The 23,410-nt window shown below is 48.8% G+C and carries 21 protein-coding genes; 14 read left to right on the top strand and 7 right to left on the bottom strand.

Translation table 11 applies throughout. The features are described from left to right. Positions 1–3 precede the first annotated feature (3 nt). Positions 4–399 (top strand): hypothetical protein, encoded by a 396-nt coding sequence (locus tag ACQ4MZ_RS10750; RefSeq protein WP_430844901.1) that lies wholly within the window; start codon positions 4–6, stop codon positions 397–399. A gap of 61 nt (positions 400–460) precedes the next feature. Here the strand turns inward: ACQ4MZ_RS10750 and ychF are convergent, their stop codons facing one another. After that, positions 461–1,561, bottom strand: a complete 1,101-nt coding sequence (gene ychF / locus ACQ4MZ_RS10745) for a redox-regulated ATPase YchF (protein ID WP_430844900.1) — start codon at positions 1,559–1,561, stop codon at positions 461–463. Positions 1,562–1,723: 162 nt separating this feature from the next. Continuing rightward, positions 1,724–2,071: a DUF3276 family protein gene (locus ACQ4MZ_RS10740; RefSeq protein ID WP_019942161.1), complete on the bottom strand. Its 348-nt coding sequence runs from the start codon at positions 2,069–2,071 to the stop codon at positions 1,724–1,726. Between the two features lie 240 nt (positions 2,072–2,311). Here ACQ4MZ_RS10740 and ACQ4MZ_RS10735 point away from each other — a divergent pair, with 240 nt between their 5' ends. Both ACQ4MZ_RS10735 and ACQ4MZ_RS10730 read left to right on the top strand, forming a co-directional pair. Continuing rightward, on the top strand, positions 2,312–2,764 hold the full coding sequence (locus ACQ4MZ_RS10735) for a septal ring lytic transglycosylase RlpA family protein (protein WP_430844898.1): 453 nt from the start codon (positions 2,312–2,314) through the stop codon (positions 2,762–2,764). A 14-nt stretch (positions 2,765–2,778) separates the two neighbouring features. Beyond that, complete coding sequence (locus ACQ4MZ_RS10730) at positions 2,779–3,693, top strand: DUF58 domain-containing protein (RefSeq protein WP_430844896.1); 915 nt, start codon at positions 2,779–2,781, stop codon at positions 3,691–3,693. A gap of 35 nt (positions 3,694–3,728) precedes the next feature. Here the strand turns inward: ACQ4MZ_RS10730 and radA are convergent, their stop codons facing one another. Next, positions 3,729–5,102, bottom strand: coding sequence for a DNA repair protein RadA (radA, locus tag ACQ4MZ_RS10725; protein WP_430844894.1), 1,374 nt, complete (start codon positions 5,100–5,102; stop codon positions 3,729–3,731). A 165-nt stretch (positions 5,103–5,267) separates the two neighbouring features. Between radA and ACQ4MZ_RS10720 the strand changes: the two genes are divergently transcribed. Then, the gene (locus ACQ4MZ_RS10720) at positions 5,268–5,984 is read left to right on the top strand and encodes a porin family protein (protein ID WP_430844893.1); all 717 of its coding nucleotides are present in this window, start codon (positions 5,268–5,270) and stop codon (positions 5,982–5,984) included. Between the two features lie 240 nt (positions 5,985–6,224). Here ACQ4MZ_RS10720 and ACQ4MZ_RS10715 read toward each other — a convergent pair whose 3' ends face one another. Continuing rightward, on the bottom strand, positions 6,225–6,542 hold the full coding sequence (locus tag ACQ4MZ_RS10715; protein WP_106597933.1) for a LytR/AlgR family response regulator transcription factor: 318 nt from the start codon (positions 6,540–6,542) through the stop codon (positions 6,225–6,227). A 430-nt stretch (positions 6,543–6,972) separates the two neighbouring features. Between ACQ4MZ_RS10715 and pheS the strand changes: the two genes are divergently transcribed. Continuing rightward, positions 6,973–8,013 carry a phenylalanine--tRNA ligase subunit alpha gene (pheS, locus tag ACQ4MZ_RS10710; RefSeq protein WP_430844891.1) on the top strand — a complete coding sequence of 347 codons (1,041 nt, stop codon included), beginning with the start codon at positions 6,973–6,975 and terminating at the stop codon, positions 8,011–8,013. Positions 8,014–8,082: 69 nt separating this feature from the next. Here pheS and ACQ4MZ_RS10705 read toward each other — a convergent pair whose 3' ends face one another. Further along, positions 8,083–8,814, bottom strand: coding sequence for an esterase family protein (locus tag ACQ4MZ_RS10705; RefSeq protein ID WP_430844890.1), 732 nt, complete (start codon positions 8,812–8,814; stop codon positions 8,083–8,085). Positions 8,815–8,928: 114 nt separating this feature from the next. Next, complete coding sequence (locus ACQ4MZ_RS10700) at positions 8,929–10,359, bottom strand: circularly permuted type 2 ATP-grasp protein (RefSeq protein ID WP_430844889.1); 1,431 nt, start codon at positions 10,357–10,359, stop codon at positions 8,929–8,931. A gap of 326 nt (positions 10,360–10,685) precedes the next feature. On the opposite strand from ACQ4MZ_RS10700, the gene ACQ4MZ_RS10695 reads away from it, so the two are divergent. From ACQ4MZ_RS10695 to ACQ4MZ_RS10685, 3 genes are all read left to right on the top strand, one after another. Beyond that, complete coding sequence (locus ACQ4MZ_RS10695) at positions 10,686–12,233, top strand: DUF5723 family protein (RefSeq protein ID WP_430844887.1); 1,548 nt, start codon at positions 10,686–10,688, stop codon at positions 12,231–12,233. 66 nt (positions 12,234–12,299) lie between these two features. Next, positions 12,300–12,695 (top strand): peptide-methionine (R)-S-oxide reductase MsrB, encoded by a 396-nt coding sequence (msrB, locus tag ACQ4MZ_RS10690; RefSeq protein WP_223402720.1) that lies wholly within the window; start codon positions 12,300–12,302, stop codon positions 12,693–12,695. An 81-nt stretch (positions 12,696–12,776) separates the two neighbouring features. Next, positions 12,777–15,329: a penicillin-binding protein 1A gene (locus ACQ4MZ_RS10685; RefSeq protein WP_430844886.1), complete on the top strand. Its 2,553-nt coding sequence runs from the start codon at positions 12,777–12,779 to the stop codon at positions 15,327–15,329. Positions 15,330–15,396: 67 nt separating this feature from the next. Here ACQ4MZ_RS10685 and ACQ4MZ_RS10680 read toward each other — a convergent pair whose 3' ends face one another. Further along, positions 15,397–17,172: an ABC transporter ATP-binding protein gene (locus ACQ4MZ_RS10680; RefSeq protein ID WP_430844885.1), complete on the bottom strand. Its 1,776-nt coding sequence runs from the start codon at positions 17,170–17,172 to the stop codon at positions 15,397–15,399. 147 nt (positions 17,173–17,319) lie between these two features. Here ACQ4MZ_RS10680 and ACQ4MZ_RS10675 point away from each other — a divergent pair, with 147 nt between their 5' ends. From ACQ4MZ_RS10675 to ACQ4MZ_RS10650, 6 genes are all read left to right on the top strand, one after another. Next, positions 17,320–17,874 (top strand): DUF4126 domain-containing protein, encoded by a 555-nt coding sequence (locus tag ACQ4MZ_RS10675; RefSeq protein ID WP_430844884.1) that lies wholly within the window; start codon positions 17,320–17,322, stop codon positions 17,872–17,874. 3 nt (positions 17,875–17,877) lie between these two features. Next, positions 17,878–18,831, top strand: coding sequence for a helix-turn-helix domain-containing protein (locus ACQ4MZ_RS10670; RefSeq protein WP_430844882.1), 954 nt, complete (start codon positions 17,878–17,880; stop codon positions 18,829–18,831). A 92-nt stretch (positions 18,832–18,923) separates the two neighbouring features. Continuing rightward, positions 18,924–20,306 carry a glycosyl hydrolase gene (locus tag ACQ4MZ_RS10665; RefSeq protein ID WP_430844881.1) on the top strand — a complete coding sequence of 461 codons (1,383 nt, stop codon included), beginning with the start codon at positions 18,924–18,926 and terminating at the stop codon, positions 20,304–20,306. Between the two features lie 93 nt (positions 20,307–20,399). Next, positions 20,400–21,224 carry a sugar phosphate isomerase/epimerase family protein gene (locus ACQ4MZ_RS10660; protein WP_430844880.1) on the top strand — a complete coding sequence of 275 codons (825 nt, stop codon included), beginning with the start codon at positions 20,400–20,402 and terminating at the stop codon, positions 21,222–21,224. A gap of 154 nt (positions 21,225–21,378) precedes the next feature. Next, positions 21,379–22,524, top strand: a complete 1,146-nt coding sequence (locus tag ACQ4MZ_RS10655; protein ID WP_430844879.1) for a Gfo/Idh/MocA family protein — start codon at positions 21,379–21,381, stop codon at positions 22,522–22,524. Further along, positions 22,521–23,291: a 3-ketoacyl-ACP reductase gene (locus ACQ4MZ_RS10650; protein WP_430844878.1), complete on the top strand. Its 771-nt coding sequence runs from the start codon at positions 22,521–22,523 to the stop codon at positions 23,289–23,291. Before ACQ4MZ_RS10655 ends, ACQ4MZ_RS10650 begins: the two co-directional genes overlap by 4 nt. Positions 23,292–23,410: the final 119 nt, after the last annotated feature.

The following is a 23,410-nucleotide window of genomic DNA, read 5'->3' as shown; positions in this document are numbered from 1 at the left end:
GTTATGAAGTCATCAGCAAACAGCGTGTACCTCACCTCCAATCTCTCGATCACCAACGACGAGAATTACATTATCGATTGCCTGGTTGATCATGACGAAATGCCGGTCAATTTCGAGGCAAGCCATGTGATCAGTTTTTATGTGCAGACCGACCTATATCTGGTCCTCTATTTCCCGCAACTGGACGACCGCGGCTTTCAAATGTACGTCGTAGAGGATTTTTCACAGAATATCGATGATCTGGTATTTCTCCGCGAGATGTTCATGCAGCTGATCAACGAAGGACATAATCCTGAAATCTTTAAGAAAGCGCATTACAAAGTCGACACGATCCTGCATATGGCCAAGACGCTTCGTGCCGTCATCCACAAAGACGCACCCGATTATTACGAGGATTGATACAAAAAGCAAAAGAGCGGCACATGGCCGCTCTTTTCATACCTGATGCATTAGTCAGAAACTAGACATTGAAACGGAAGTGCATAATGTCGCCATCTTCTACGACATATTCCTTGCCTTCCACAGCCATTTTACCGGCTTCTTTCACCGCTGGTTCTGTTTTGTAATGCTCGAAATCGTTGATTTTGATCACCTCTGCACGGATGAACCCTTTTTCAAAATCACTGTGGATCACACCGGCTGCTTGCGGCGCCTTCCAGCCTTTTACGATTGTCCACGCACGAACCTCCTTAACACCGGCGGTGAAATAAGTAATGAGGTTCAAAAGCGCATAAGAAGCTTTGATCAGCTTGCTGAGACCAGATTCCTTCAAGCCGTATTCGCTCAGGAACATTTCATGCTCTTCCGTATCTTCGATTTCTGCAATCTGTGATTCGATAGCCGCACAAAGAACGATCACATCGGCTCCTTCATGTTTTACGGCCTCTCTCAATTTCTCGGAATACTCATTGCCCGTCAGCATCGAACCTTCATCCACGTTCGCCACGTAAAGCACCGGTTTCGCGGTCAGCAATTGCAGGTCACCGATCACCGATTCTCTCGTTTCTGCATCGATTTCAACGCTTCTCGCATTCTTACCCTCTTCCAGCGTTGTTTTATATTTTTTCAGCCATTCCAGCTCGGCTTTCGCTTTGGCATCGCCGGCGCGTGCACCTTTCTCGGTTCGCTGGATCTTCTTTTCGATTGATTCCAGGTCTTTAAGCTGCAATTCGGCGTCGATGATTTCCTTATCGAATACCGGGTCAACGCGGCCTTCTACGTGCACAACGTTATCGTCGGAGAAGCAGCGTACCACGTGGACGATCGCATCCACTTCACGGATGTTGGCCAAAAACTTGTTACCTAGCCCCGCTCCCTGGCTCGCTCCTTTCACAAGACCTGCGATATCCACGAATTCGATGATCGTAGGGATCACCTTTTGAGGGTTCACCAGCTTGGTAAGGGTATCCAATCGTTCGTCAGGAACGGTTACAACGCCCACATTGGGCTCTATGGTACAAAAAGGATAATTAGCAGCTTCGGCTTTGCCGGTAGAGATGGCATTAAAAAGGGTGGATTTCCCAACGTTCGGCAATCCGACAATCCCACATTGAAGACTCATATATGAATGGTAAGCAGTGAATGGCGGCCGCATGCCTGATCAGTAATGCAAAGCATGCCCGCCTGCTGAATAATAATTTTCGCAAAATTACTATTTAGCAGGTACAAAAACCAAAAGCCTTCGTAATCGATTGCGAAGGCTTCTATTCAATATCTAAATTTCTTAATCCCACTTAAGGTCCGACTCCCCTACTACGTCTACCTCGTCTCCTTTGGATTCGAATTGCGAGAAGTCAACCTCTGGCATCAGTTCTGTCTTCACATGATCCACCGCTTCCTTCAATGCCTCCACGAACTTGTCGAAGTCCTCCTTGTACAAAAACATCTTGTGTTTTTCGTACGTAAACCCGTCTCCCTGAGGGTGGCGACGGCTTTCTGTGATGGTAAGATAGTAATCGTTAGATCGCGTTGAGCGAACATCGAAGAAGTAAGTCCTTTTTCCCGCCCTGACCCTTTTGGAGTAGATTTGCTCTCTGTCTTCCACTATGTTTAGTTTTAAATAGGTTTCCAAACGCTAAAATATAAAGTTTATTGCTGCTTCCAAAAAAACCGGAACATATTAGCATTTTGTTGGTTGCGAGTTACAAGTACGCTCACCAGTCGCATTGAAATTAACTGCGACTTTTGCTGGTTTGTTTAGATCTTTTTACTAGTTTTGAAATTCGTGGGTTTTAAAATTGACCTGAAACGCCAAAGGAAGATATGAGATAGGGGACTTTTACCTTATTATGTTTCACCTAAATCCAGAAAAATGACTTATCGTCGGATTCTGATTCTCACCATGTTAGCGTTTGTCGCGCTGTTACCGGAAGCCATAGCTCAGGTAAAACTCGGCAAAACGGAAACCGGAGCCGCCTCCTACTACGCAGCGCGCTTCCACGGCAGGAAAACCTCATTCGGGGAAGTACATAAAAGCAGTGAACTGCTGGCCGCCCATCGCAGCTACCCGCTCAATACCATGCTTGAAGTGACGAATCTGGATAATGATGAAAAAGTGATCGTGAGAGTCAACGACCGTGGTCCGTTTTCAAAGCACCGTGTGATCGATCTCAGTAAAGAAGCAGCCCGTCTGCTGGGCATTTTGGCCAAAGGCGTTGCCAATGTTTCAATAAGGGTTGTAGGAATGGAAGGAATGGTCCTCTTGTCGCCCAACGAAGAAATCGACCCGAAATCGGGCAAAGTCATTTCGATGAGAAGTAAGTAAGCCCCGATGCTAACATGAGTGTCCGCCAACTGGATCTGGCCAAAGTCAGAGAATTCGGGAATCTGGAATTTCTTGCAAAACAGTTGGTAGAAGGTTTCATCACCGGTCTTCATAAATCTCCTTTTCACGGCTTCTCAGTCGAGTTTGCCGAACATCAGCTGTACAACACGGGCGAGTCCACCCGGAATATCGATTGGAAGGTATTTGCTAAAACCGACCGGCTTTATGTCAAGCGCTATGAGGAAGAAACCAACCTGCGCTGCCATATTCTGCTGGATACTTCGTCTTCCATGTATTATCCGGAAGAGAATTTTGGAAAAATGACGTTCAGTGTCATGGCCGCGGCGAGCCTTACCTATTTGCTGCAACGGCAAAAAGACGCCGTGAGCCTGTGCACTTTCTCTGAACAAATTGAAGTGCAAACCGCTGTAAAGTCCACGCCCTCGCATGTGCACAAGATCATGCTCGAACTGGAACAGCAACTTCAGGCCAATCGACCGCTGCAGAAGACTTCGGTCGCCGACGTGCTGCATCAGATCGCCGAAAAAATCCATAAGCGCTCGCTGGTCGTTATTTTTAGTGATATGTTCGATAATATCAAAGAAGCTGATAAGATTTTCTCCGCATTGCAGCATTTACGACACAATCTGCACGAAGTACTGCTTTTCCACGTCACCGACCGCAAAACCGAGGAGAATTTCGCATTCGAAAACCGGCCTTACGAGTTTGTCGACCTCGAAACGGGTGAAAAAATCAAAGTCCAGCCCGAGCAGGTGCGCGAATCGTACCAGCAGTTTGTCGGCGATTTTTATCAAAAATTGAAACTGAAATGCGGGCAATACAAAATCGACTTCATCGAAGCGGATATTGCCAAAGGCTTCGACCCCGTATTACTCGCCTACCTGGTGAAGCATTCCAAAATGCGTTAATGCATTTTAGCCACCATTAATAGCTGTAAACCAGGCTATTGATTCAAAAAAAGCGACATAAAAAGTTCATCCAAATGCGCTACTGGAATCACTTCAATCTTTCCTCTTTTCAAATCCAGGCCTTTACTGTTGTATTTTGAAATATAAATTTTCTTAAAGCCCAGCTTTTCCGCTTCTGAAACACGGCTGTCGATGCGATTCACAGCTCTTACCTCTCCGCCAAGCCCGACTTCGGCAGCGAATCCAACAGACGCAGGTATGAATTTATCCTCATAAGATGAAACGAGCGACGCAATCACCGCGAGGTCAATCGCGGGATCCTCTACTTTCAAGCCGCCGGCGACATTCAGAAACACATCCTGGACGCCTAGTCTGAAACCTCCACGCTTTTCGAGCACAGCCAGCAGCATTTGCAATCGTTTTGCGTCAAAACCGGTACTGCTGCGCTGTGGCGTCCCGTAGGTTGCCACGCTCACCAGCGACTGGATTTCCACCAGCAACGGCCGATTCCCCTCCATCATCGAACCGATCGCGATACCACTCACGGGCTCATCGCGCTGAGAAATAAGTATCTCCGAAGGATTACTCACCTGCCGGAGACCGGTTCCCTGCATTTCGTAAATGCCCAGTTCGGAAGTACTACCAAAACGGTTCTTCATAGTTCGCAGGATCCGATAAGTATTATGGCGGTCACCCTCGAATTGGAGCACAGTATCCACCATATGTTCCAGTACTTTCGGACCGGCAAGCGAACCATCTTTTGTAATGTGCCCGATCAGGAACACCGGAACGCCCATTTCCTTGGCATATTTCATAAATTCCGCCGTGCACTCGCGCACCTGCGACACGCTGCCCGCCCCCGACTCGATGTAAGTCGACTGCATGGTTTGTATCGAGTCAACGATCAGGATTTCAGGTTGAAAATCCTCTATTTGTCTGAAAATATTCTGGGTTTGCGTATCTGTGAGAATGAAGCAATTATCGCTTTTGGCCGCCATGCGCTCAGCCCGCATTTTGATCTGCGCTTCGGATTCTTCGCCGGAAACATACAGTACTTTTTTATTCGAGAGCGTCAGCGCGATTTGCAGCATTAATGTCGATTTTCCGATCCCCGGTTCGCCGCCGATCAGCACCAGAGAGCCTGGCACGATACCTCCGCCGAGCACTCGGTTCAGTTCCTCGTCGAATGTGCGGATGCGCGGTTCATTTTCGTAGACAATTTCAGCAATCGCCCGCGGACGGTTGGCCAGGTTCACCGATTTCCACGAAACCGCCGTCTTTTTATCTTCCTTTTCAATAACTTCCTGCACGAAAGTATTCCACTCGCCGCATGACGGACATCTGCCGACCCATTTCGGCGAATTATACCCACATTCCTGACAAAAATATGCCGTCTTGGCTTTGGCCATAATAGAATAGTCTAATTTATATCCCCTTGGTGACTAACGTAATTCCGACGATATTAATCCAATTTTTGCATGTTTTGGCCATAAAATCAAAAAAAATGTAGGATGGGTATAGTTTTTTGCAATTTGGCGTTATTAACCTGTTTTACTTAAAAAATCATATTATCCATGAACATCCTGACAAAAGTGGCCTGCGCCTGTTTGCTCTGCATTTTCGCATTCTCAAATGTGCAGGCCCAGAAGAAAGGTTTTGCGTTTGGTATTAAAGGGGGAGTGAACTTGTCGCGGCTTACCATGGGCGACGTTTTCACGACGCGTTACGATGAGAATGGGAATCCGTATCTCGGATATGATGGCAAAGAGGTGAGAGACAACCTGAAAGAAAGTTTCAACACAAGGACCGGCGCAGTAGGCGGCGTTTGGATGCGCTTCGGCAAAACGATATTCATCCAGCCCGAAGTACTCGTTTCAACGAAGGGAGGTTCGTTCAAAATAATCCAGAATGATCAGGAAACACCGGTCGAAAAAACGATCAATGTCAAATACAGCAATATCGATGTGCCCTTGCTGATCGGCCTGAAAGGCGGCCCGTTCCGCATTCTCGCAGGGCCGGTTACGTCATTCCGCATCGGCGACAACCAGCGTTTGCGTGACGCATTTAAATACTACACCTCGGATTTGAACAATGCCATGTCGGAAGCAACATTCGGCTACCAACTTGGAGCCGGCCTGGATTTGGGAAATTTCAGCCTCGACGTAAGAAAAGAAGGCTCTTTTACTAACCTGGCCTCATTTCAGGTAAGCGGCCAGCCTATCAATGGCGGCGCCTCGTTGAAGCAGAAAGTGAGCTCATGGCAGGTGACGCTTGGACTAAAGTTGTTTTAGTTTTGAATGACTGAATGATTGAATGACCGAATAATTGTGATTGAGTCATGAAATTGTCAGGCCAACAACACCTGACCTTATGACTATACTTGACTTTTTATTCATTGATAACTTATTCATTCACTCATTCACTCATTCAAAATTCCGCTTCGCCGCCCATAAACAAAACGAGCAGCCTTCGATCGAGCGATGGCTGCTGTTTTTATGAATAACCCACTAATTTAATTCACCAAAATGTCTTTATGCGCTGATGCGGATGAGGTTGGTGTGATCCAGAAGACCAGATACCTCTTTGATTTTCCGGCGCGATACGACTACCTCTTTACCGCATGAAAGTTTCAGCATACGGTCGTCTTCGAGACGCTCTACGACGTAGTCGGCATTTACAAGATATGATTTGTGAACGCGAAGGAATTTGGCGCTCAACTGCTCCGCAAGAGATTTCAATGTTTTCGAGACCAGGTATTTCTTCCCGTTGTTCGTGTATATGAATGTGTAGTTACCTTCACCTTCAAGGAAAGTGATTACGTCGGGTGTCAAAAAGATTGTTCTTCCCATCGATTGAACCGAAATGTAAGAACGGCTGTCGTTGTATGATCTCTCTGACGAATTGGGGCGAGTAAAGCTTGGAAAATTTTTCATGGTAACTACGCTAATATTGTTGTGATTTCTTGTTTCAAAATTAGCACATCGCGTAGCGTTCGGAAAATACGTAAAAGTACGCACCGAGAATCAATAGATTGAAAATCAATTATTTAACAATTGAGTAACATATAAAATGACGTAAGCAAACTTAGTAAAATGCGTAATTTTACGTAGTCTCAAAAACATGGATTTTTCCAACAAACCAATCCAATAAACGTAACTACGCCATTTCACTTCCGCCTGCGAGCTAACTTTCCTTATCTTTGCAGGAATTTCGGGGCTCTCGAAAAGGGCCTCCTGCCGCAACAGAGTCGGCGTAAGTCACCAATAACAACAAGCTTTTATGATTACCGAGCGGGTAAAGGAGTTAGTTTCTGAAATCGAACAGGCAACCGTCAGCACCAAAGAGCAGCTGGAAGCCTTCAGGTTAAAATATATCAGCAAGAAAGGCGCAGTAACCGAGCTTTTTGATAATCTTAAAAATATTCCGCAGGAAGATCGCCGGGCCGTCGGGCAGGAATTGAATACGCTCAAAAACCTGGCGCAAACACGTTTCCAGGATTTTCAAACAGCGCTGGAAAATTCGGCAGGCAGCAATCCAGAAATGCTGATCGACCTGACCTTACCTGTAACACCCAATTTACAGGGAAGCCTCCATCCGCTAACTATCGTTCGCCGGAGGATCATCGAGATTTTCGAACGCATGGGTTTCAATGTGTCGTACGGACCTGAAATCGAGAAGGATTGGTACAACTTCAGCGCATTGAACTTTGCCGACAACCACCCGGCGCGTGAAATGCAGGATACCTTCTTTATTTCCAAAAGCGAAGGCGATGTAAAAGACGACGTCCTTCTGCGTACGCACACATCCAACGTACAGGTGCGCCTGATGGAACGTCAGAAGCCGCCGATCCGCTCCATTATGCCGGGCCGTGTTTTCCGGAACGAGGCTATTTCTGCCCGTGCGCATTGCGTCTTCCACCAGGTAGAAGGCCTTTATGTGGATAAGAATGTGAGCTTCAAAGATCTGAAAGATACATTATACCATTTCGCGAAGGAGATGTTCGGCAAGGACTCCAAGATCCGCCTCCGACCATCCTACTTCCCTTTCACCGAGCCCAGCGCCGAAATAGACGTTTCCTGCTTTATATGCGGGGGAAAAGGCTGCAATGTTTGCAAGCATACCGGGTGGGTTGAAATCGCCGGATCAGGGATGGTAGATCCGAACGTTCTCGAAAATTGCGGCATCGACAGCGAAGAATATACAGGTTTCGCATTCGGAATGGGTATCGAGCGGATTACGATGCTGCGCTACGGCATCAACGACCTTCGTTTGTTTACCGAAAACGATGTAAGATTCCTCCGCCAGTTCGAAGGAGCCTGATCAACAATATTCAAAAAGCGAAAGCCCTGGAATGTGATCATTCCAGGGCTTTCGCTTTTCCGAGCAATATCAAAATCTCGTTTCGAGGTAATAAGGAAGCATTTTCTTCCATGCCCACCATTCATGAGGAATGTCGCTTCCCCAGATATCCAGCTCGTGCGGTACGTTTTTAGAGGCCAGAATGGACGAAATGTGCCTCGAATAATCCGGCACCTCGTACGCGCCCGAGCCCGTGACGAAATGGATATGGCGACTGTCACGGTACATTTGCAGGTGCCATTCCGCTTTCAGGTTTTGCAGGTAATGCACCGGCGAGTTAAAATACACATTATCGTCGTAATAGCCGTCGGTATACACGCTCAGGTCGTAGCAGCCGCTCATTGCAATCACCCCGTGAATGTAATCGGGATGTTTAAAAAACAGGTTAGCGGCGTGCAATGCACCAAACGAAGCGCCAGCGGCAATGATCTCATTCGTCGGACTAGAATCTTCCTTAATAAAGGGCACTACTTCCTTGATTACATAATCGTTGAACGCCTGGTGCCGCACCGCTTTATCGTAGCCGTGCATATAAGGATTCAGCCAGCTTTCTCCATTAATACTATTGATACAATACACTTTTACCTTGCCGGAATAGATGTAAGGCTCAATAGCGTCGATTAATCCATTTTGTTCGTATTCCAGGTAATCGGAGGCCGCGGTAGGGATCATCAGGAGTGCCACTCCGTAATGTCCGTAAACGGCAATTTCCATCTCTTTGTTAAGCGCCGGACTGAACCATCCGGTTATATGGCGTTGCATTGCTAAATCATTTAAGTTACTGACTATTCCAATTCAGGCAGTTCAAACAAGGTTTATCAAACAAATACATAAACCGTTATCATGAACAGACTGCCAGTAACTGTTAATGATAACTTAATACAATACCCATGTATCCTTTCCTCCGCCCCCCTGCGATGAGTTCACCACGAGCGATCCTTTACGCAATGCTACCCGGGTAAGCCCGCCCGGAATTACACTAATGTCGTCGCCATACAATATGTAAGGGCGGAGGTCAACATGCCGCCCTTCCGCGTGTCCATCGACCATACAAGGGACTCTTGACAGAGAAATCGTTGGTTGGGCAATATAATTCCGCGGGTTGTCCTTTATTTTTTGTCGGAACAGTTCGTGCTCTTCTTCCGTCGCCTTAGGTCCGATAAGCATTCCGTAACCACCGGCCTCATTGGCTTCTTTTACAACCAATTGTGAGATATTCTCAAGAACATAGTGCATATCATCCTCTTCGCCGCAGATATAGGTCCTCACATTCGGAATAATCGCTTCTTCTCCGAGATAATATTTGATGATCCGCGGCACGTAGGCATACACTACCTTGTCATCGGCCACCCCCGTTCCCGGTGCATTGGCCAATGCCACGCGTCCCTTTTTGTATACTTCAAAAATGCCGGGAATACCGATCAGCGAGTCCTCACGGAACGATTCCGGGTCCATGAACGTGTCGTCGATCCGACGATAGATCACGTCGACGATCTGCAAACCATTGGTTGTCCGCATTTTAACATAGCCGTCGGAAACCACGAGGTCGCGCGCGTCCACGAGCTCCACGCCCATTTGCTGTGCCAGGTAAGAATGCTCGAAATAGGCCGAGTTATAAATGCCGGGGGTAAGCACAGCCACGGTCGGGTTGGGGCGGTCTGCCAAATGTTGCAGCATTTGCAGAAGGCGCGTCGGGTAGTCGGATACGGGCCGCACACCTGTACGCGCAAGGACATCCGGGAATATTTGCTTCGACAACTCCCTGTTTTCCAGCATATAGGAAACTCCTGATGGACAACGCAAGTTATCTTCCAATACCATAAACGTGCCGTCGTCACCTTTAATAAGATCGGTACCGGTAATGTGACACCAGATACCCTTCGGCGGTTTCAGTCCGATACACGGTTTGAGAAAACATTTGCTCGACTCGATCAACTCGCGCGGAACCACGCCGTCATTCAATATATTCTGCTCATTGTAAACATCGTCGATAAACATATTCAATGCCTTGATCCGCTGCTTCAGCCCTTTTTCAAGCCATTCCCACTCCGCGTTCGACAGCACTCGCGGAATAATGTCGATCGGCATAATGCGCTCGGTACCTTCGCCCTCGGAATATACATTAAAAGTAATGCCCATTGATAGCAGCGCGCGTTCAGTGGCAAGCTGGCGGTTGGTCAAATCTTCGTGCGTCAGGTTTTCAAATTTATTCTTTAAATGTTCATAGCCCGGACGTATTTCGCCCCCAGGAGTAAACATCTCATCGAAGAAATTTTCTATTTGATAATTAGAAAATGAAAAATTCATACAATTCAAAATTTGAATAAGTCAATACCGATAGTTCACAGAACAATATATGGTCAATGTATGAATTAACAAAACAAATACCAACAATCACCGGCATCTGACTTCATCTTTGCCTTCCCGGAAAAAGTCAAAAGTGACTTAAATCGCTGACCGTGACATTTTGCCAAAGAGCAACCGTTTGCGCATTTCCTTCGTATTAAAATCATGCCGCCCGACGTTATGGAATATTCTTTACCCATTCAGTAAACATTGTTGCAAGTCAGTGCCGTTAGCGTTTTCTTTGTAACCTGATTAAATCTCGGCTACCCCACCGAATCACGTTCCCTATGCAAAGAAGTTGGTTATCCATATTAGGAATGGTCTGCGGATTAACCATCAACGCCCAAGCCCAGCATTTGCCTGGTACCGCCATGAGCAATTTCGCCGGAACGAACGCATTGTACCATAATCCGGCATTTGTGGCCGACAGTCGTTACAGCTTATATGTAAACCTGGTCGGCACGCAGTTTTATACCGCCAACAACCACGTCAAATACGAAGCCCCCTATTCCTTCCTGAGCCTGCTCACCGGAACCGTGCCCGCCAAATACTATAATGAAAGAGGCATGTTGCTATTCCCCCGCTCCTACCTGGGCGAAAAACTGAATGGCAACAAGAAGTACCTGAACGCCGGTGGCGATACTCGCCTGCCGTCGATCATGTTCAATATGTTCAAAGGCCGGGTCGGAGTGGGAATTTCATCGCGGGCCCGTTACATCCTCAACACTACCCAGGTAACCGAGCCACTGGCGCGGTTAATCAGCAAAACCACGCAATTCAAGGATTTGCAGGATCAGGTGTACGAGCATCAGTCCGGCCAGTTGCATTTGAACGGGCTTGGCGAGATTGCGCTTACAGTAGGTGGCACTGTTTTCGACAATGAAACGGATTATCTTAAAGTAGGCGTAACGGTCAAAAGACTCATCGGCCTTTACAATGCCCACGCCATTATCGAAAATTCATCGTATGATATTCAGCCCGACCCCGCCTGGGAAAACAAGCGGCAGTATATCAATGTCAATGAAATCAATGTACGCTATGCGCTCACGCGCGACGAAGGGTTTCAGAATGTAAAACCATCGCCCGCCTGGCTCCTTGGCGGCGCGCCTCCCGGAAGCGGCTGGGGTTTCGATCTCGGGGCTGTTTATGAATACAGGCCCGACGTTCACAAGGCTACTTACCGTGAAAGAGGTGAGCGGAAACGCGACGCGTCGAAGAACAAATACCTGTACCGAATAGCAGTTTCACTGACGGACATCGGTCGTGTCCATTTCAAAAACCCGGCTTACATCCTGCAACAGGAAACCCATACGACCAATAAGGAATTCAGGTACGACACATTCCAGAAGCTGAAAGGCTCCGAAGGCATTTTCAATGCGATCAACTCTTCGCTGGACGGCGGGCAACCCATCGCACCGAATTTCAAATCGATATTGCCAATGGCATTCCAGGCGAGCGTGGATTATAACGTAAAGCCGAATGTATATGTCAATGGTCTCTGGGTCCAGAACCTGGTTCCGCAGGGCGCATTTGGCATGAAGGCAGAGTCATACATAGGTGTTACGCCCCGCTACGAGCACAAATGGTATGAAATTTCGGTACCACTGTCGCTCATGAACCGCTATCGCTCCCCGGCAATCGGGCTTGCCGGGCGCATTGGTCCGCTGTGGCTCGGCACCGACCACCTTACCGGGTTGCTGAACATCGGTAACCCGAGGGCGTTCAACTTGTATTTCGGCATTTCGGGAGGCCTTTTCCGCAGACCGCCCGAATCTCAAAATCAGTGCTGGCCACCACAGGATTCATGGCTTCGACGTATTTTTTCTAAACGATAAATTTCCCTTCAACGTTATCAAAGGATATGGTACGATTTTTCAAGACCATTCCTAAAACACAAATCCATGAGAGAAGTACAAAAGACCAGGGAAGAATGGCAGCAGGAGCTTACGGGCCAACAATGCTTCGTTCTGTTCGATAAAGGTACTGAACGCCCTTTTTCGCATCCGTATAACGACAATAAAGAAGAAGGTACTTATGTATGCGCGGCATGCGGGACACCGCTTTTCAGCTCTGAGGCAAAATACGATTCAGGTTCGGGATGGCCGAGCTTTTTCATGCCGGTAGCCAAAGAAAATGTGGAAGAAATAGTGGATAAAAGCCATGGCATGATCCGTACCGAAGTGGTTTGCAGAACTTGCGGCGGACACCTCGGACACGTTTTCAACGACGGCCCCAAACCAACCGGACTTCGTTACTGCATGAACGGAGCCGCCTTGAAATTTCACAAAGCTGAATAGAATAAATCTTAGAAAAAGCCGGATTGAATCATATCTATCCGGCTTTTCTTATCTTTGACACATTACGAACCAAAACGTTTGATGGAAGTTATCCGATCGTTTTTTACCACAATCAGAACGCTGTTCCGGACATTCCGGTCGCGCCTGGCCACACTCATCAACAGGATTGCATATAAAATCACTTCGCTTGTAACCGGCAAATCCAAAGCCGACGCGCTCTTTCAATCTTACCGGCAAAACAAAAAGTCGGTGCGCGGCTGGTGGGAGGATAATGTGGACGTCAATTCGAGATATTACCGCCCCATTGTAACAATCTGGAAAACCATCGTTTATGGGTTCGTCGCATTTGCGTTGTACATTTTCTGCGTTGAAACGAACTTCCTCTGGCTGATGGGCAGCATGCCGAGCGTGGAAGACCTGCAAAACCCGAAAGTGGCGCAATCATCCGAAATTTATACTGCCGACGGCATCATGATCGGCAAATTTTATACCGAAAACCGGACGCCTGTTCCTTATAAAAAGATTTCCCCCAACCTTGTCAAAGCATTGATCGCCACGGAGGACGCTCGTTTCTACCGGCACTCGGGTATCGATTACAAAGCCATGGCCAGCGTAGCCTGGGGGATCGCTACCGGCGCTACCGACCGCGGAGGCGGTAGTACTATTACCCAGCAGCTCGCCAAAAAGCTTTTCAAAACACGCAAATCGGGCGCTCGCGGACTACTTGGTTATATTCCCGGCCTGGGCACATTGATTTACAAAACCAAGGAATGGCTCACGGCCATTAAGCTGGAAAGAAATTTTACCAAAGAGGAAATCCTGACCATGTATTTCAACACGGTCGATTACGGGAACAATACGTATGGTATCAACACAGCCGCGAAATCTTATTTCAGCAAATCTCCCGACAGCTTGAATGTGCAGGAATCGGCGGTGCTGGTAGGTTTGCAAAAAGCGACCACAACCTACAATCCGATCCGCAACATGAAACGCTCGCTCGAACGCCGCAATGTGGTGATCGACCAGATGCGCAAATACGGTTACCTGAGTGCCAAACAAGCCGACTCGATCAGTGCCCTGCCGATCGAGCTGAAAACTAAATTCGAAACGCCTTACGACGGCAATGCCAATTATTTCAAGAATGCGGTGGTTGATTTTGTTAAAAAATGGGGAGATGAGAATGGTTATGACCTGTATACCGATGGCTTGAAGATCTACACCACCATCGACTCGCGCATGCAGGAGGACGCGGAAGAAGCCATGACCCAGAAAATGAAGCAGCTGCAACGTGTTTTTGAGGACCACTGGCGCAACCAGAACCCCTGGCGCGATGAGGACGGCAATGAGATTACCGATTTCCTCCAGACCGTCGTGAAACGTACCAGCAAATACCGTGCACTGGCTGCCAAATTCCCGAACAATCCCGATAGCGTGACCTATTACCTCAATAAAAAGGACACTATGACCGTCTATGACTGGAAAAATAGCGGGGAAATGAAGAAGTATTGGAGTTCGATGGACTCTCTCGATTACTATAAGCGCATTCTCCGCGCCGGCATGATGGCCATGAACCCGCAAACTGGCCAGATCAAGGCCTGGGTGGGTGGTCTGGATTACAATTATTTCAAATACGATGCAGTGAAGCAGGGAAAAAGGCAACCCGGATCGACATTCAAGCCATTTGTTTACACGACCGCGATCGACGATTCGTCATTTAATATGAACCCTTGTGACGAAATCGTTGACAAGCCATTTGAAAAAACTTACGAAGAAGACGGTGAAGAGAAAGTCTGGAAACCCAGAAACGCCACCGGAACTTACACCTACGCCCCTATGACGCTCCGCCGGGCATTGGCGCAGTCCATTAACTCGGTTACTGCAGAGCTTACCGACCAGGTAGGCGCCGCAAATGTGGTTCGTTACGCTAAAAAAATGGGTATTACAACACCGTTGAAAGCAGTTCCATCGATTGGTTTGGGGCCGTTCGACGTCTCACTTTACGATATGGTGGCGGCTTATGGTGTTTTCGCGAACAATGGGACTTACACCCAGCCTATCCTGGTAACCAAAATAGAAGATAGCAACGGCAAGGTAATTGAAGAATTCCAGCCCGAGCACCGTCAGGCGATCAGCGAGGAATCGGCATTCCTGATGCTGCAAATGCTGCGTGCCGGTGTGGAAGAGGGAGGTGGTACTTCGGGAAGTATCCGATGGAAGTTCAATGTGACCATGAACGGCAACCAGCTAGGTGGCAAGACCGGAACAACCTCCAACAACTCCGATGGCTGGTTCATGTGCGTCACGCGTGACCTCGTGGTGGGTGCCTGGGTTGGCGGCGACGACCGCAGTATTCACTTCCGGACGACCAACCTCGGTGAAGGTGCTAAAACTGCGTTACCAATCGTGGGGGCATTCCTGGAAAAGGCTTATAAGGACAAATCCATTGAGCCCGGGCCGTTCCCGAAGCCAAGCTTTAAAATCACTAAAACGTATAACTGTCCTACGCAATGGGCACCGGCTGTGAGTGACTCGCTGGGGATAGAAGGCGACAGCACGCCGGCCAAACGGAACGAAGAAGACGAATTCCTGATCGGCCCTCCGCCGATTCCTTTAGATACTAGTAAGAGGAATTGAATTTAGGCTATAAGCTGTAAGCCGTAAGCTATAAGCGCTGTATGCTTACAGCTTACAGCCTAAACATCTACAATGTCCCAATCTTATGCACCTCTTTATATTGAATACGATAAAGATTCGCATAAGCCCCATCTTTTTCCAGTAATTGCTCGTGGTTGCCTTCCTCGACAATCCGCCCTTTATCCACCACAATGATCTTATCCGCTTCCTGGATCGTCGATAACCGGTGTGCAATTACTATCGCCGTGCGGCCATGCATTAAATTCTCAATGGCGTGCTGAATCAATTCTTCCGTTTCACTGTCGACGGACGAGGTGGCCTCATCGAGCACGATAATCTTCGGCTCGTGCACCATCGCGCGCACAAACGAAATGAGCTGCCGCTGTCCTACCGAAAGCGTCGCACCGCGTTCCATTACATTATAGGTGTAGCCGCCCGGCAAGCGCTCGATAAAATCATGTACACCCACGAGTTTCGCAGCTTCGACGATTTTTTCATGGGTAATGCTTTCGTCACCGAGCCGGATATTGTTTTCAATGGTATCTGAAAAAAGAAAGACATCCTGCAGTACTACCCCGATATGTTTACGCAATGCATTCAATTCGTAATCGTGTACTTCGATGCCGTCGACGTAGATTTTCCCCTTGTTGATATCATAAAACCGGGTGAGTAGGTTGATGATCGAGGATTTCCCGGCCCCGGTCGCGCCTACAAAGGCGATGGTCTCTCCTTCTTTTACTTTAAAATTAATATCCCTTAAAACGTATTCCTCGTCGTTGTAAGCAAACCACACATTCTTGAATTCCACATTACCCTTGATGGATTCCGGCGCAAATGTGCCTTCATTAGCCGTGTATTCGTCGCTGTCGAGCAATTTCAGAATGCGGTCGGTGCTGACAATCCCCATTTGCAGCGTATTGAAACGATCAGCGAGCTGGCGGATCGGGCGGAAGAAAAGGTTGATGAACATCACGAATGCCGTAACAGTACCGAACGTAATTTCAGCATTCAAAATTTGTTTTGAACCATACCATACCACCAAACCGGTACCAGCTGCGGCAATCACATCCGCCACGGGATAATACACCGAATAATAAAGGATAGACCGGATGTTCGCATTCCGGTGCACTTTGTTAATCTCCCTGAATTTCTGGTACTCGATATCCTCGCTGCTGAAAATCTGTACGATACCCATTCCTGTAATATGCTCCTGTACAAATGCATTCAAATTTGAAACGGCAGCCCGCACTTCATTGAAAGAATCCTTGATCTTTTCTTTGAAAACATAGGTACAGAAAAGCATTAGCGGGATCATCGAAAGGCTGATAATCGAAAGCTTCCAGTCGGTGTAGAACATCACGGCGATGATGAGCACCAGTTGCAGAATATCCCCGGCAATGGCAGCCATACCGTCGCTGAACACGTTGGAAAGCGTTTCCACGTCGGAGATCGTGCGGGTCACCAGCCGGCCGATGGGCGTATTGTCAAAGAATTTGAGTCTTAAACCGATGATTTTCTGGTACAACTGCACGCGGATGTCGCGGATAATGTATTGCCCCAACCAGCCCGACATATAAGTATTCCAGAATTGTGCCAATCCCTGGGCCAGTGTTACGACCACCATCACGATCAGCATCATTGTCAGTTGCGAATAATCCCCGTTTGCGATCGGCGTATCGATCGTGTATTTAATCAGCAGGGGCGTCAGCGGCGCGAGGACCGCATTGAGCAAAATAATGGCTATAAGCAGGTAAAACTGCTTCTGGTAAGGTCGAACGAATGTGTATAGGCGCCTTAGGGTAGGAAGATCGAATATCTGGCCGCTTTTGGTTTCCTGGTTCACCGGGTAGCTATTTGGTAATACAGTGGTTGTCTTGGATCAACAATACAAAGGTAGAAAATGTCACAGAGGCGATAAAAAAACTACCAATCGGCACATATCTTTTTCAAATACACTACATTAACGTCTTAATGCCTCTAACTCATCAAAATGGAGCTGTTTCTGAGTTTATGTCTGGGAATAGGGCTGAGCGCAAGCTGCGGTTTCAGGATATTCCTGCCCATGCTGGTCGCGAATATTGCTGCTATGAACGGCTGGATTTCACCGGGAGAACAATTCGGCTGGCTGAGCACCTGGACGGCCTTCTTCGCGCTGGGCACGGCTACAATACTGGAAATAGCGGGTTATTATATTCCTTTTGTAGATAACCTGCTCGACACCGTTGCTACGCCCGCGGCCGTAGTTGCCGGCACATTACTCACCACTTCTTTCATCGAAATCGACAACCCGATGCTGCATTGGGGGCTCGGACTCATCCTCGGAGGCGGCACAGCCGGATTGGTACAGGCGGGTACGGGTATTTTGCGGCTTCTTTCGTCCAAAACAACGGCTGGCCTTGGCAACCCGGTGGTTTCTACCGCCGAGAATGTCGCATCTTTCGGTTTGTCGGGCCTGGCGGTATTTTTGCCGGTAATCGCCCTGGTGTTGGTAGTATTGCTGGCTGCGTGGCTTTTGAAACGGTTAATGAATTTGAAAAAGTCTTGATGCATGGTTTTCGTGTCTGATGCAATCCCGGTCCATTCGCTTCCCCAAACGCCCAGCCAGGTGCCCGCATTAAAGATTTTCAGGTTTAAAAACAGTACCCATATTCAGCAGGAAGGGACTGTCCAGTCGGGGACCATCCAGCCCGGCCCCGTATCGCTGCCCATTACCCCGCTCCCTACCGACGCACCGCACCGGCATACTTATTACGAAATCCTGTTTATCGAAGAAGGGCAAGGCTTTCACGAGATCGACTTCCATTCTTATAATATCCAAGGGGCAGGGCTGCATTTTCTGACACCGGGCCAGGTGCATTTGCTTACTTTTTCGAGCTCTTTCCAGGGTTACATCGTCGCGTTTTCGGAGGATTTTTACACATTTTATAATCCGATGAACCCGTCGCTTTCGCAGCTGCCATTCTTCCAGCCGGCACGCAGGCAGCCGATCATCACATTGTCGGGAAGCGACAAGCATTACTTCCACAACATCCTCGAAAATATGGTTACGGACCATTTAAGCGCCGAAACCGACCAGGCGCTCATCGGAAGGTATTTGGGATTATTATTGCAAAAATGCGCTTTTCTCGCCCAGAGCAATGCACAACCTGCCGATTCGCCGGCGCTCTCCGTACCCGAGCTCGCAGGCCGGTTTCAGGAATTAGTGGAGAAGAATTTCAGGCAAATGCATGAGGTGCAGCAATATGCCAGCCAGTTATCGGTTACACCCGATTATCTGAGTAAAATCATCAAAAAATACCTCGGCATTTCCTGCCAGGAATACATTCTTGACAAGCTGCTCCTCGAAGCCAAACGGCTCCTGGTTTTCTCTAATTTGAGCAGCAAGGAAATTGCCTACCACATCCACATGGACGATCCGTCCTATTTCAGCCGCATCTTCAAAAAGAAAACCGGTCTCACCCCGAATGAGTACCGCGAGCATGTTCGGAAAAGTACCATTTAATAGCAGATTTGTACCTTGCTATCGCTTTTTATCACAAATATCTTTGTATTATCCAAAATTAAAATGGCTAAATAATACTATTGATATAAGTTATGCAGATAAAAAACGAACTGACTGCCGCTTCACTCCAATCCAAAATCGATCGTTTCTGGGAGGTTTCTGGTGAAAAAATCAAGCTCATCAATAAAGAGTACGACAATTCAAAAGGGACTCCGGTTTTCACGGTGAATGGAAAATACACCCTTCGCGGCTGGACGGAATGGACGCAAGGCTTCCAGTATGGAGCGGAAGTGCTGCAATTCGACGCTACCCGCGACGAAAGCTACCTCTCAAGTGCCCGCAAGAACACGGTAGATTTCATGGCCTCGCACGTGGGACATTTCGGTGTGCACGATCATGGTTTCAACAATGTGAGCACGTATGGCAACCTGCTCCGCCTGATGAACGAGGGTGTGATTCCCGAAAACGAATGGGAACGCAACTTTTACGAGATCGCGCTGAAAATATCCGGGGCTGTACAGGCACGCCGCTGGACGCCAATTAAAAACGGCCACGGCTTTATCCACTCCTTCAACGGGCCGCATTCGTTGTTCGTGGATACGATCCGTTCGGTGCGCGCGCTGATGGTTTCGCATTTGCTCGGCCATAGTTACATGGGTGAAAATGATTTGAAAACCAGCCTGCTCGAACGCGGAACGCTACATTCGATTGCTACGGCTAATTATTCGGTTTACTACGGCGAAGGTCGCGACAGCTACGACCTGTGGGGACGCACTGCCCATGAAAGCGTGTTCAATACCAACGATGGTAACTACCGCTGTCCTAACTCGCAGCAGGGCTTCTCGGGCTTCACCACCTGGACGCGCGGCCTTGCGTGGGCAATGGTCGGCTTCGCTGAGCAGCTCGAATCCCTGGCCAGCTTCTCTGACGAAGAACTCGCGCCAATGGGCGGCCGTGCCGAAATTGAGCGCATTTACCTCAAAGCCGCACAAGCTACCTGCGATTTTTACATTGAGAATACAGCGGCAGACGGCATTCCTTACTGGGATACCGGTGCACCTCAACTTTATAAACTGGGCGATTATACTTCCAGAACTTCCGATCCTTACAACGACTTTGAACCGATCGACAGCTCCGCAGCGGCTATTGGTGCCCAAGGATTGCTCCGTTTGGGCAGATACTTGAACGAGAAAGGACAAACAGAAGCTGGAAACCGCTATTGGCAGGCTGGCCTTACGGCTGTGGATTCACTTTTTGCTGAACCTTACCTCTCTACCGACCCAACGCATCAGGGGCTGATCCTTCACTCGATTTACCACCGTCCGAATGGCTGGGACAATGTACCTGCCGGACAAAAGATTCCAAATGGCGAGTCGAGTATGTGGGGCGATTATCATGCGAGGGAAGTGGCTCTTTACTTGCACCGTATCAATAAGGGGCTGCCCTATTACACGTATCTCGGCGCGGTGAAGTAACGGTACTGTCTCCCTTCAACTCCGCTCAGGGTGACAAGAACGACTTCACACCTAACAAAATATCAGTATTAAATCCATAACCATTTCTCCGAATTGGAAAACATAACACTCGACCGGTGCTGTATCCACACCATTACTACCAAGCCCTGGGGACTTTCGGAGGCGGTAGAAAACTACGCTGCTGCCGGCGTAAAGGGCATTAGCGTATGGCAAAATGCCATAGAAGGGATCGGGCCGCACCGTGCGGGCGAGATCGTCCGCGCAGCCGGGCTGGAAATTGTCTCATACGTCCGTGGAGGGTTTTTCCCGCACACGAGCAGCGCCGGGCGTGCGCAGGCGATCGACCATAACCGCAAGCTCCTCGAAGAAGCCGCAGCTTTGGGAGCACCCATGATCGTGCTGGTATGCGGCGCTTCACCGGACCAGTCGCTGGAAACCTCCCGGGATCAGATCCGGGAAGGCATCGCTGCCATTCTGCCGCTGGCCGAAAAACTGGGCGTAAAGCTGGCGATCGAGCCACTGCACCCGATGTACGCCGCCGATCGCTCAGCCATTAACACCATGGCGCAAGCCAACGATATGGCTGAGTATTTCCAATCGCCTTTTGTGGGTGTGGCCGTGGACGTGTATCACTTGTGGTGGGATAGCGACCTTGAAAAAGAGATCGCGCGCTGCGGAGCGAATGGCAATCTGCTGGCTTACCATGTCTGCGACTGGAAAGTGACCACAATCGATCTTTTAAATGACCGCGGCTTAATGGGTGAGGGATGTATTGACCTGAAAAAGATCAGAGGCTGGGTGGAAGATACGGGTTTCAACGGCTTCTGCGAGGTAGAGATCTTCTCGAATATCCATTGGGCGAAAGACCAGCATTTGTTCCTCAGCGAGATTACCGAAGCGTTTCTAAGAACTGTGTAATCGCAAATGGCGCGAAGCTTCGCTTCGTGCAAACTATTCGCAGGCCTCTGGCCGGCATTAATATAAAGTAACGTAAATCAAGTCGGCCGGAGGCCTCCACATAACGGGCACGAAGCAGGAGCTTCGCGCCATTAATCAAAAAAACATAACAACAATGACAACACATACCATTGGCATTATCATGAACGGCGTAACCGGCCGTATGGGTACCAACCAGCATTTACTGCGTTCGATCAAAGCCATTATCGAGCAGGGCGGCGTGAAAATTTCTTCTGATGAAGTGATTATGCCTGATCCGATTCTTGTGGGCCGTAATGAAGCGAAACTACAAGCGCTTTGCAAGCAGTCGGGCGTGCAGAAATATACTACCGACCTCGATTCGGTCATGTCCGACCCGCATTACCAGATCTATTTCGATGCCCAGGTGACTGGTCGCCGTGCGGCGGCTGTGAAAAAGGCTATTGAAGCTGGAAAGCACATTTATTGTGAAAAACCAACAGGTACTACCACCGAAGAGGCATTGGAACTCTATGAACTGGCCACCAAAGCAGGTTTGAAAAACGGTGTGGTGCAGGACAAGCTCTGGCTGCCTGGTATGGTCAAACTGAAAAGACTGATGGAAGCCGGATTCTTCGGAAAAATACTTTCGGTACGCGGCGAGTTCGGCTACTGGGTTTTCGAGGGAACGAGCATTCCGGCACAGCGTCCTTCCTGGAACTACCGCAAGGAAGACGATGGCGGTATCATCGTAGATATGCTTTGCCACTGGCGTTATGTGCTGGACAACCTATTCGGCAATGTGAAAGCAGTTTCCTGCCTCGGTGCGACGCACATCCCCGAGCGCGTGGACGAGAATGGCAATACCTATAAATGTACTGCCGACGACGCTTGCTACGCGACATTTGAACTGGAAGGCGACGTAATCGCGCATTTTAACTCTTCCTGGACGGTGCGCGTACGCCGCGACGACCTGCTCACCTTGCAAGTGGATGGTACGCACGGCTCAGCGGTTGCCGGTCTGCGCGACTGCTACATCCAGCATTACGGAAACACTCCGAAACCCGTTTGGAACCCCGACATCCCACAACCAATCCCGTTCTTCGACGGCTGGTCCAAAGTGCCTGAGCAGGAGATCTACGACAATGCATTCAAGGCGCAGTGGGAGCTCTTCCTCAAACATATTGTCAAAGACACTCCTTTCCCATGGGATCTGAAAGCAGGTGCGCGCGGCGTGCAGCTCGCAGAAAAAGGTCTCGAAAGCTGGGAGAAACGCCAATGGGTTGATGTACAGGAACTATGAAAAAAACTGCATTAATCACCGGAGGAAGTCGGGGCATTGGCTTTGGTGTTGCCAAAGCCCTTGCCAAAGAAGGATATAACCTGGCCATCAACGGCGTCCGCGATGAAGCGGCCGCTGCCGATGCGCTTAACGAACTGCGTGACCTGGGTGCAGAAGTGGCCTATTGCCAGGGAAGCGTCGCCGACGCGGCCGATCGCGAGGCGATTATCGAAAAGGCCTATTCTGTTTTCGGGCAGATCAACCTGCTCGTCAACAATGCCGGCATAGCACCGCGTGTGAGGCTTGACATTCTCGAAACGACCGTCGAGAATTACCAGGAGGTAATGACGACCAACCTCGAAGGACCGTTTTTTTTCACCCAGGCCATCGGCAAGCGCATGGCGGCGACGAAACAGAATAACCATGCATTTGAAGCGGCTATCATTTTTGTAACGTCCATTTCTGCAACGGTGGCTTCCATTAACCGCGGGGAATATTGTATTTCAAAAGCCGGGCTTGCGATGACCAACCTGCTTTTCGCTGTGAGAATGGCTGAGTATAATATTCCGGTTTATGAAATCCGGCCGGGTATTATCTCCACCGACATGACTTCCAAAGTACAGGAGAAATACGACAACCTGTTCCGGAGCGGCATTGCATTGCAGCCCCGCTGGGGCACACCCGAGGACGTAGGCAAGGCAGTAGCTTCGCTCACAAGAGGTGATTTCCCCTACTCCACCGGCCAGGTAATCGGTGTGGATGGTGGAATGCTGATTGACAGACTGTAAAGTCGGTCAAGTATTGTCAGGTGTGGTCAGGTTCTGTCAAGCGTAGTCACTGATAGTCAAGTGTGGTCAAGTATTGTCAAGAAATTGCCAGGGGTTGTTAGAAAGAATATGTATTTCTC

Source organism: Dyadobacter sp. BHUBP1 (genome assembly GCF_050587785.1).
GTDB lineage: Bacteria > Bacteroidota > Bacteroidia > Cytophagales > Spirosomataceae > Dyadobacter.
This window is presented reverse-complemented; position numbering and strand designations above follow the sequence as displayed.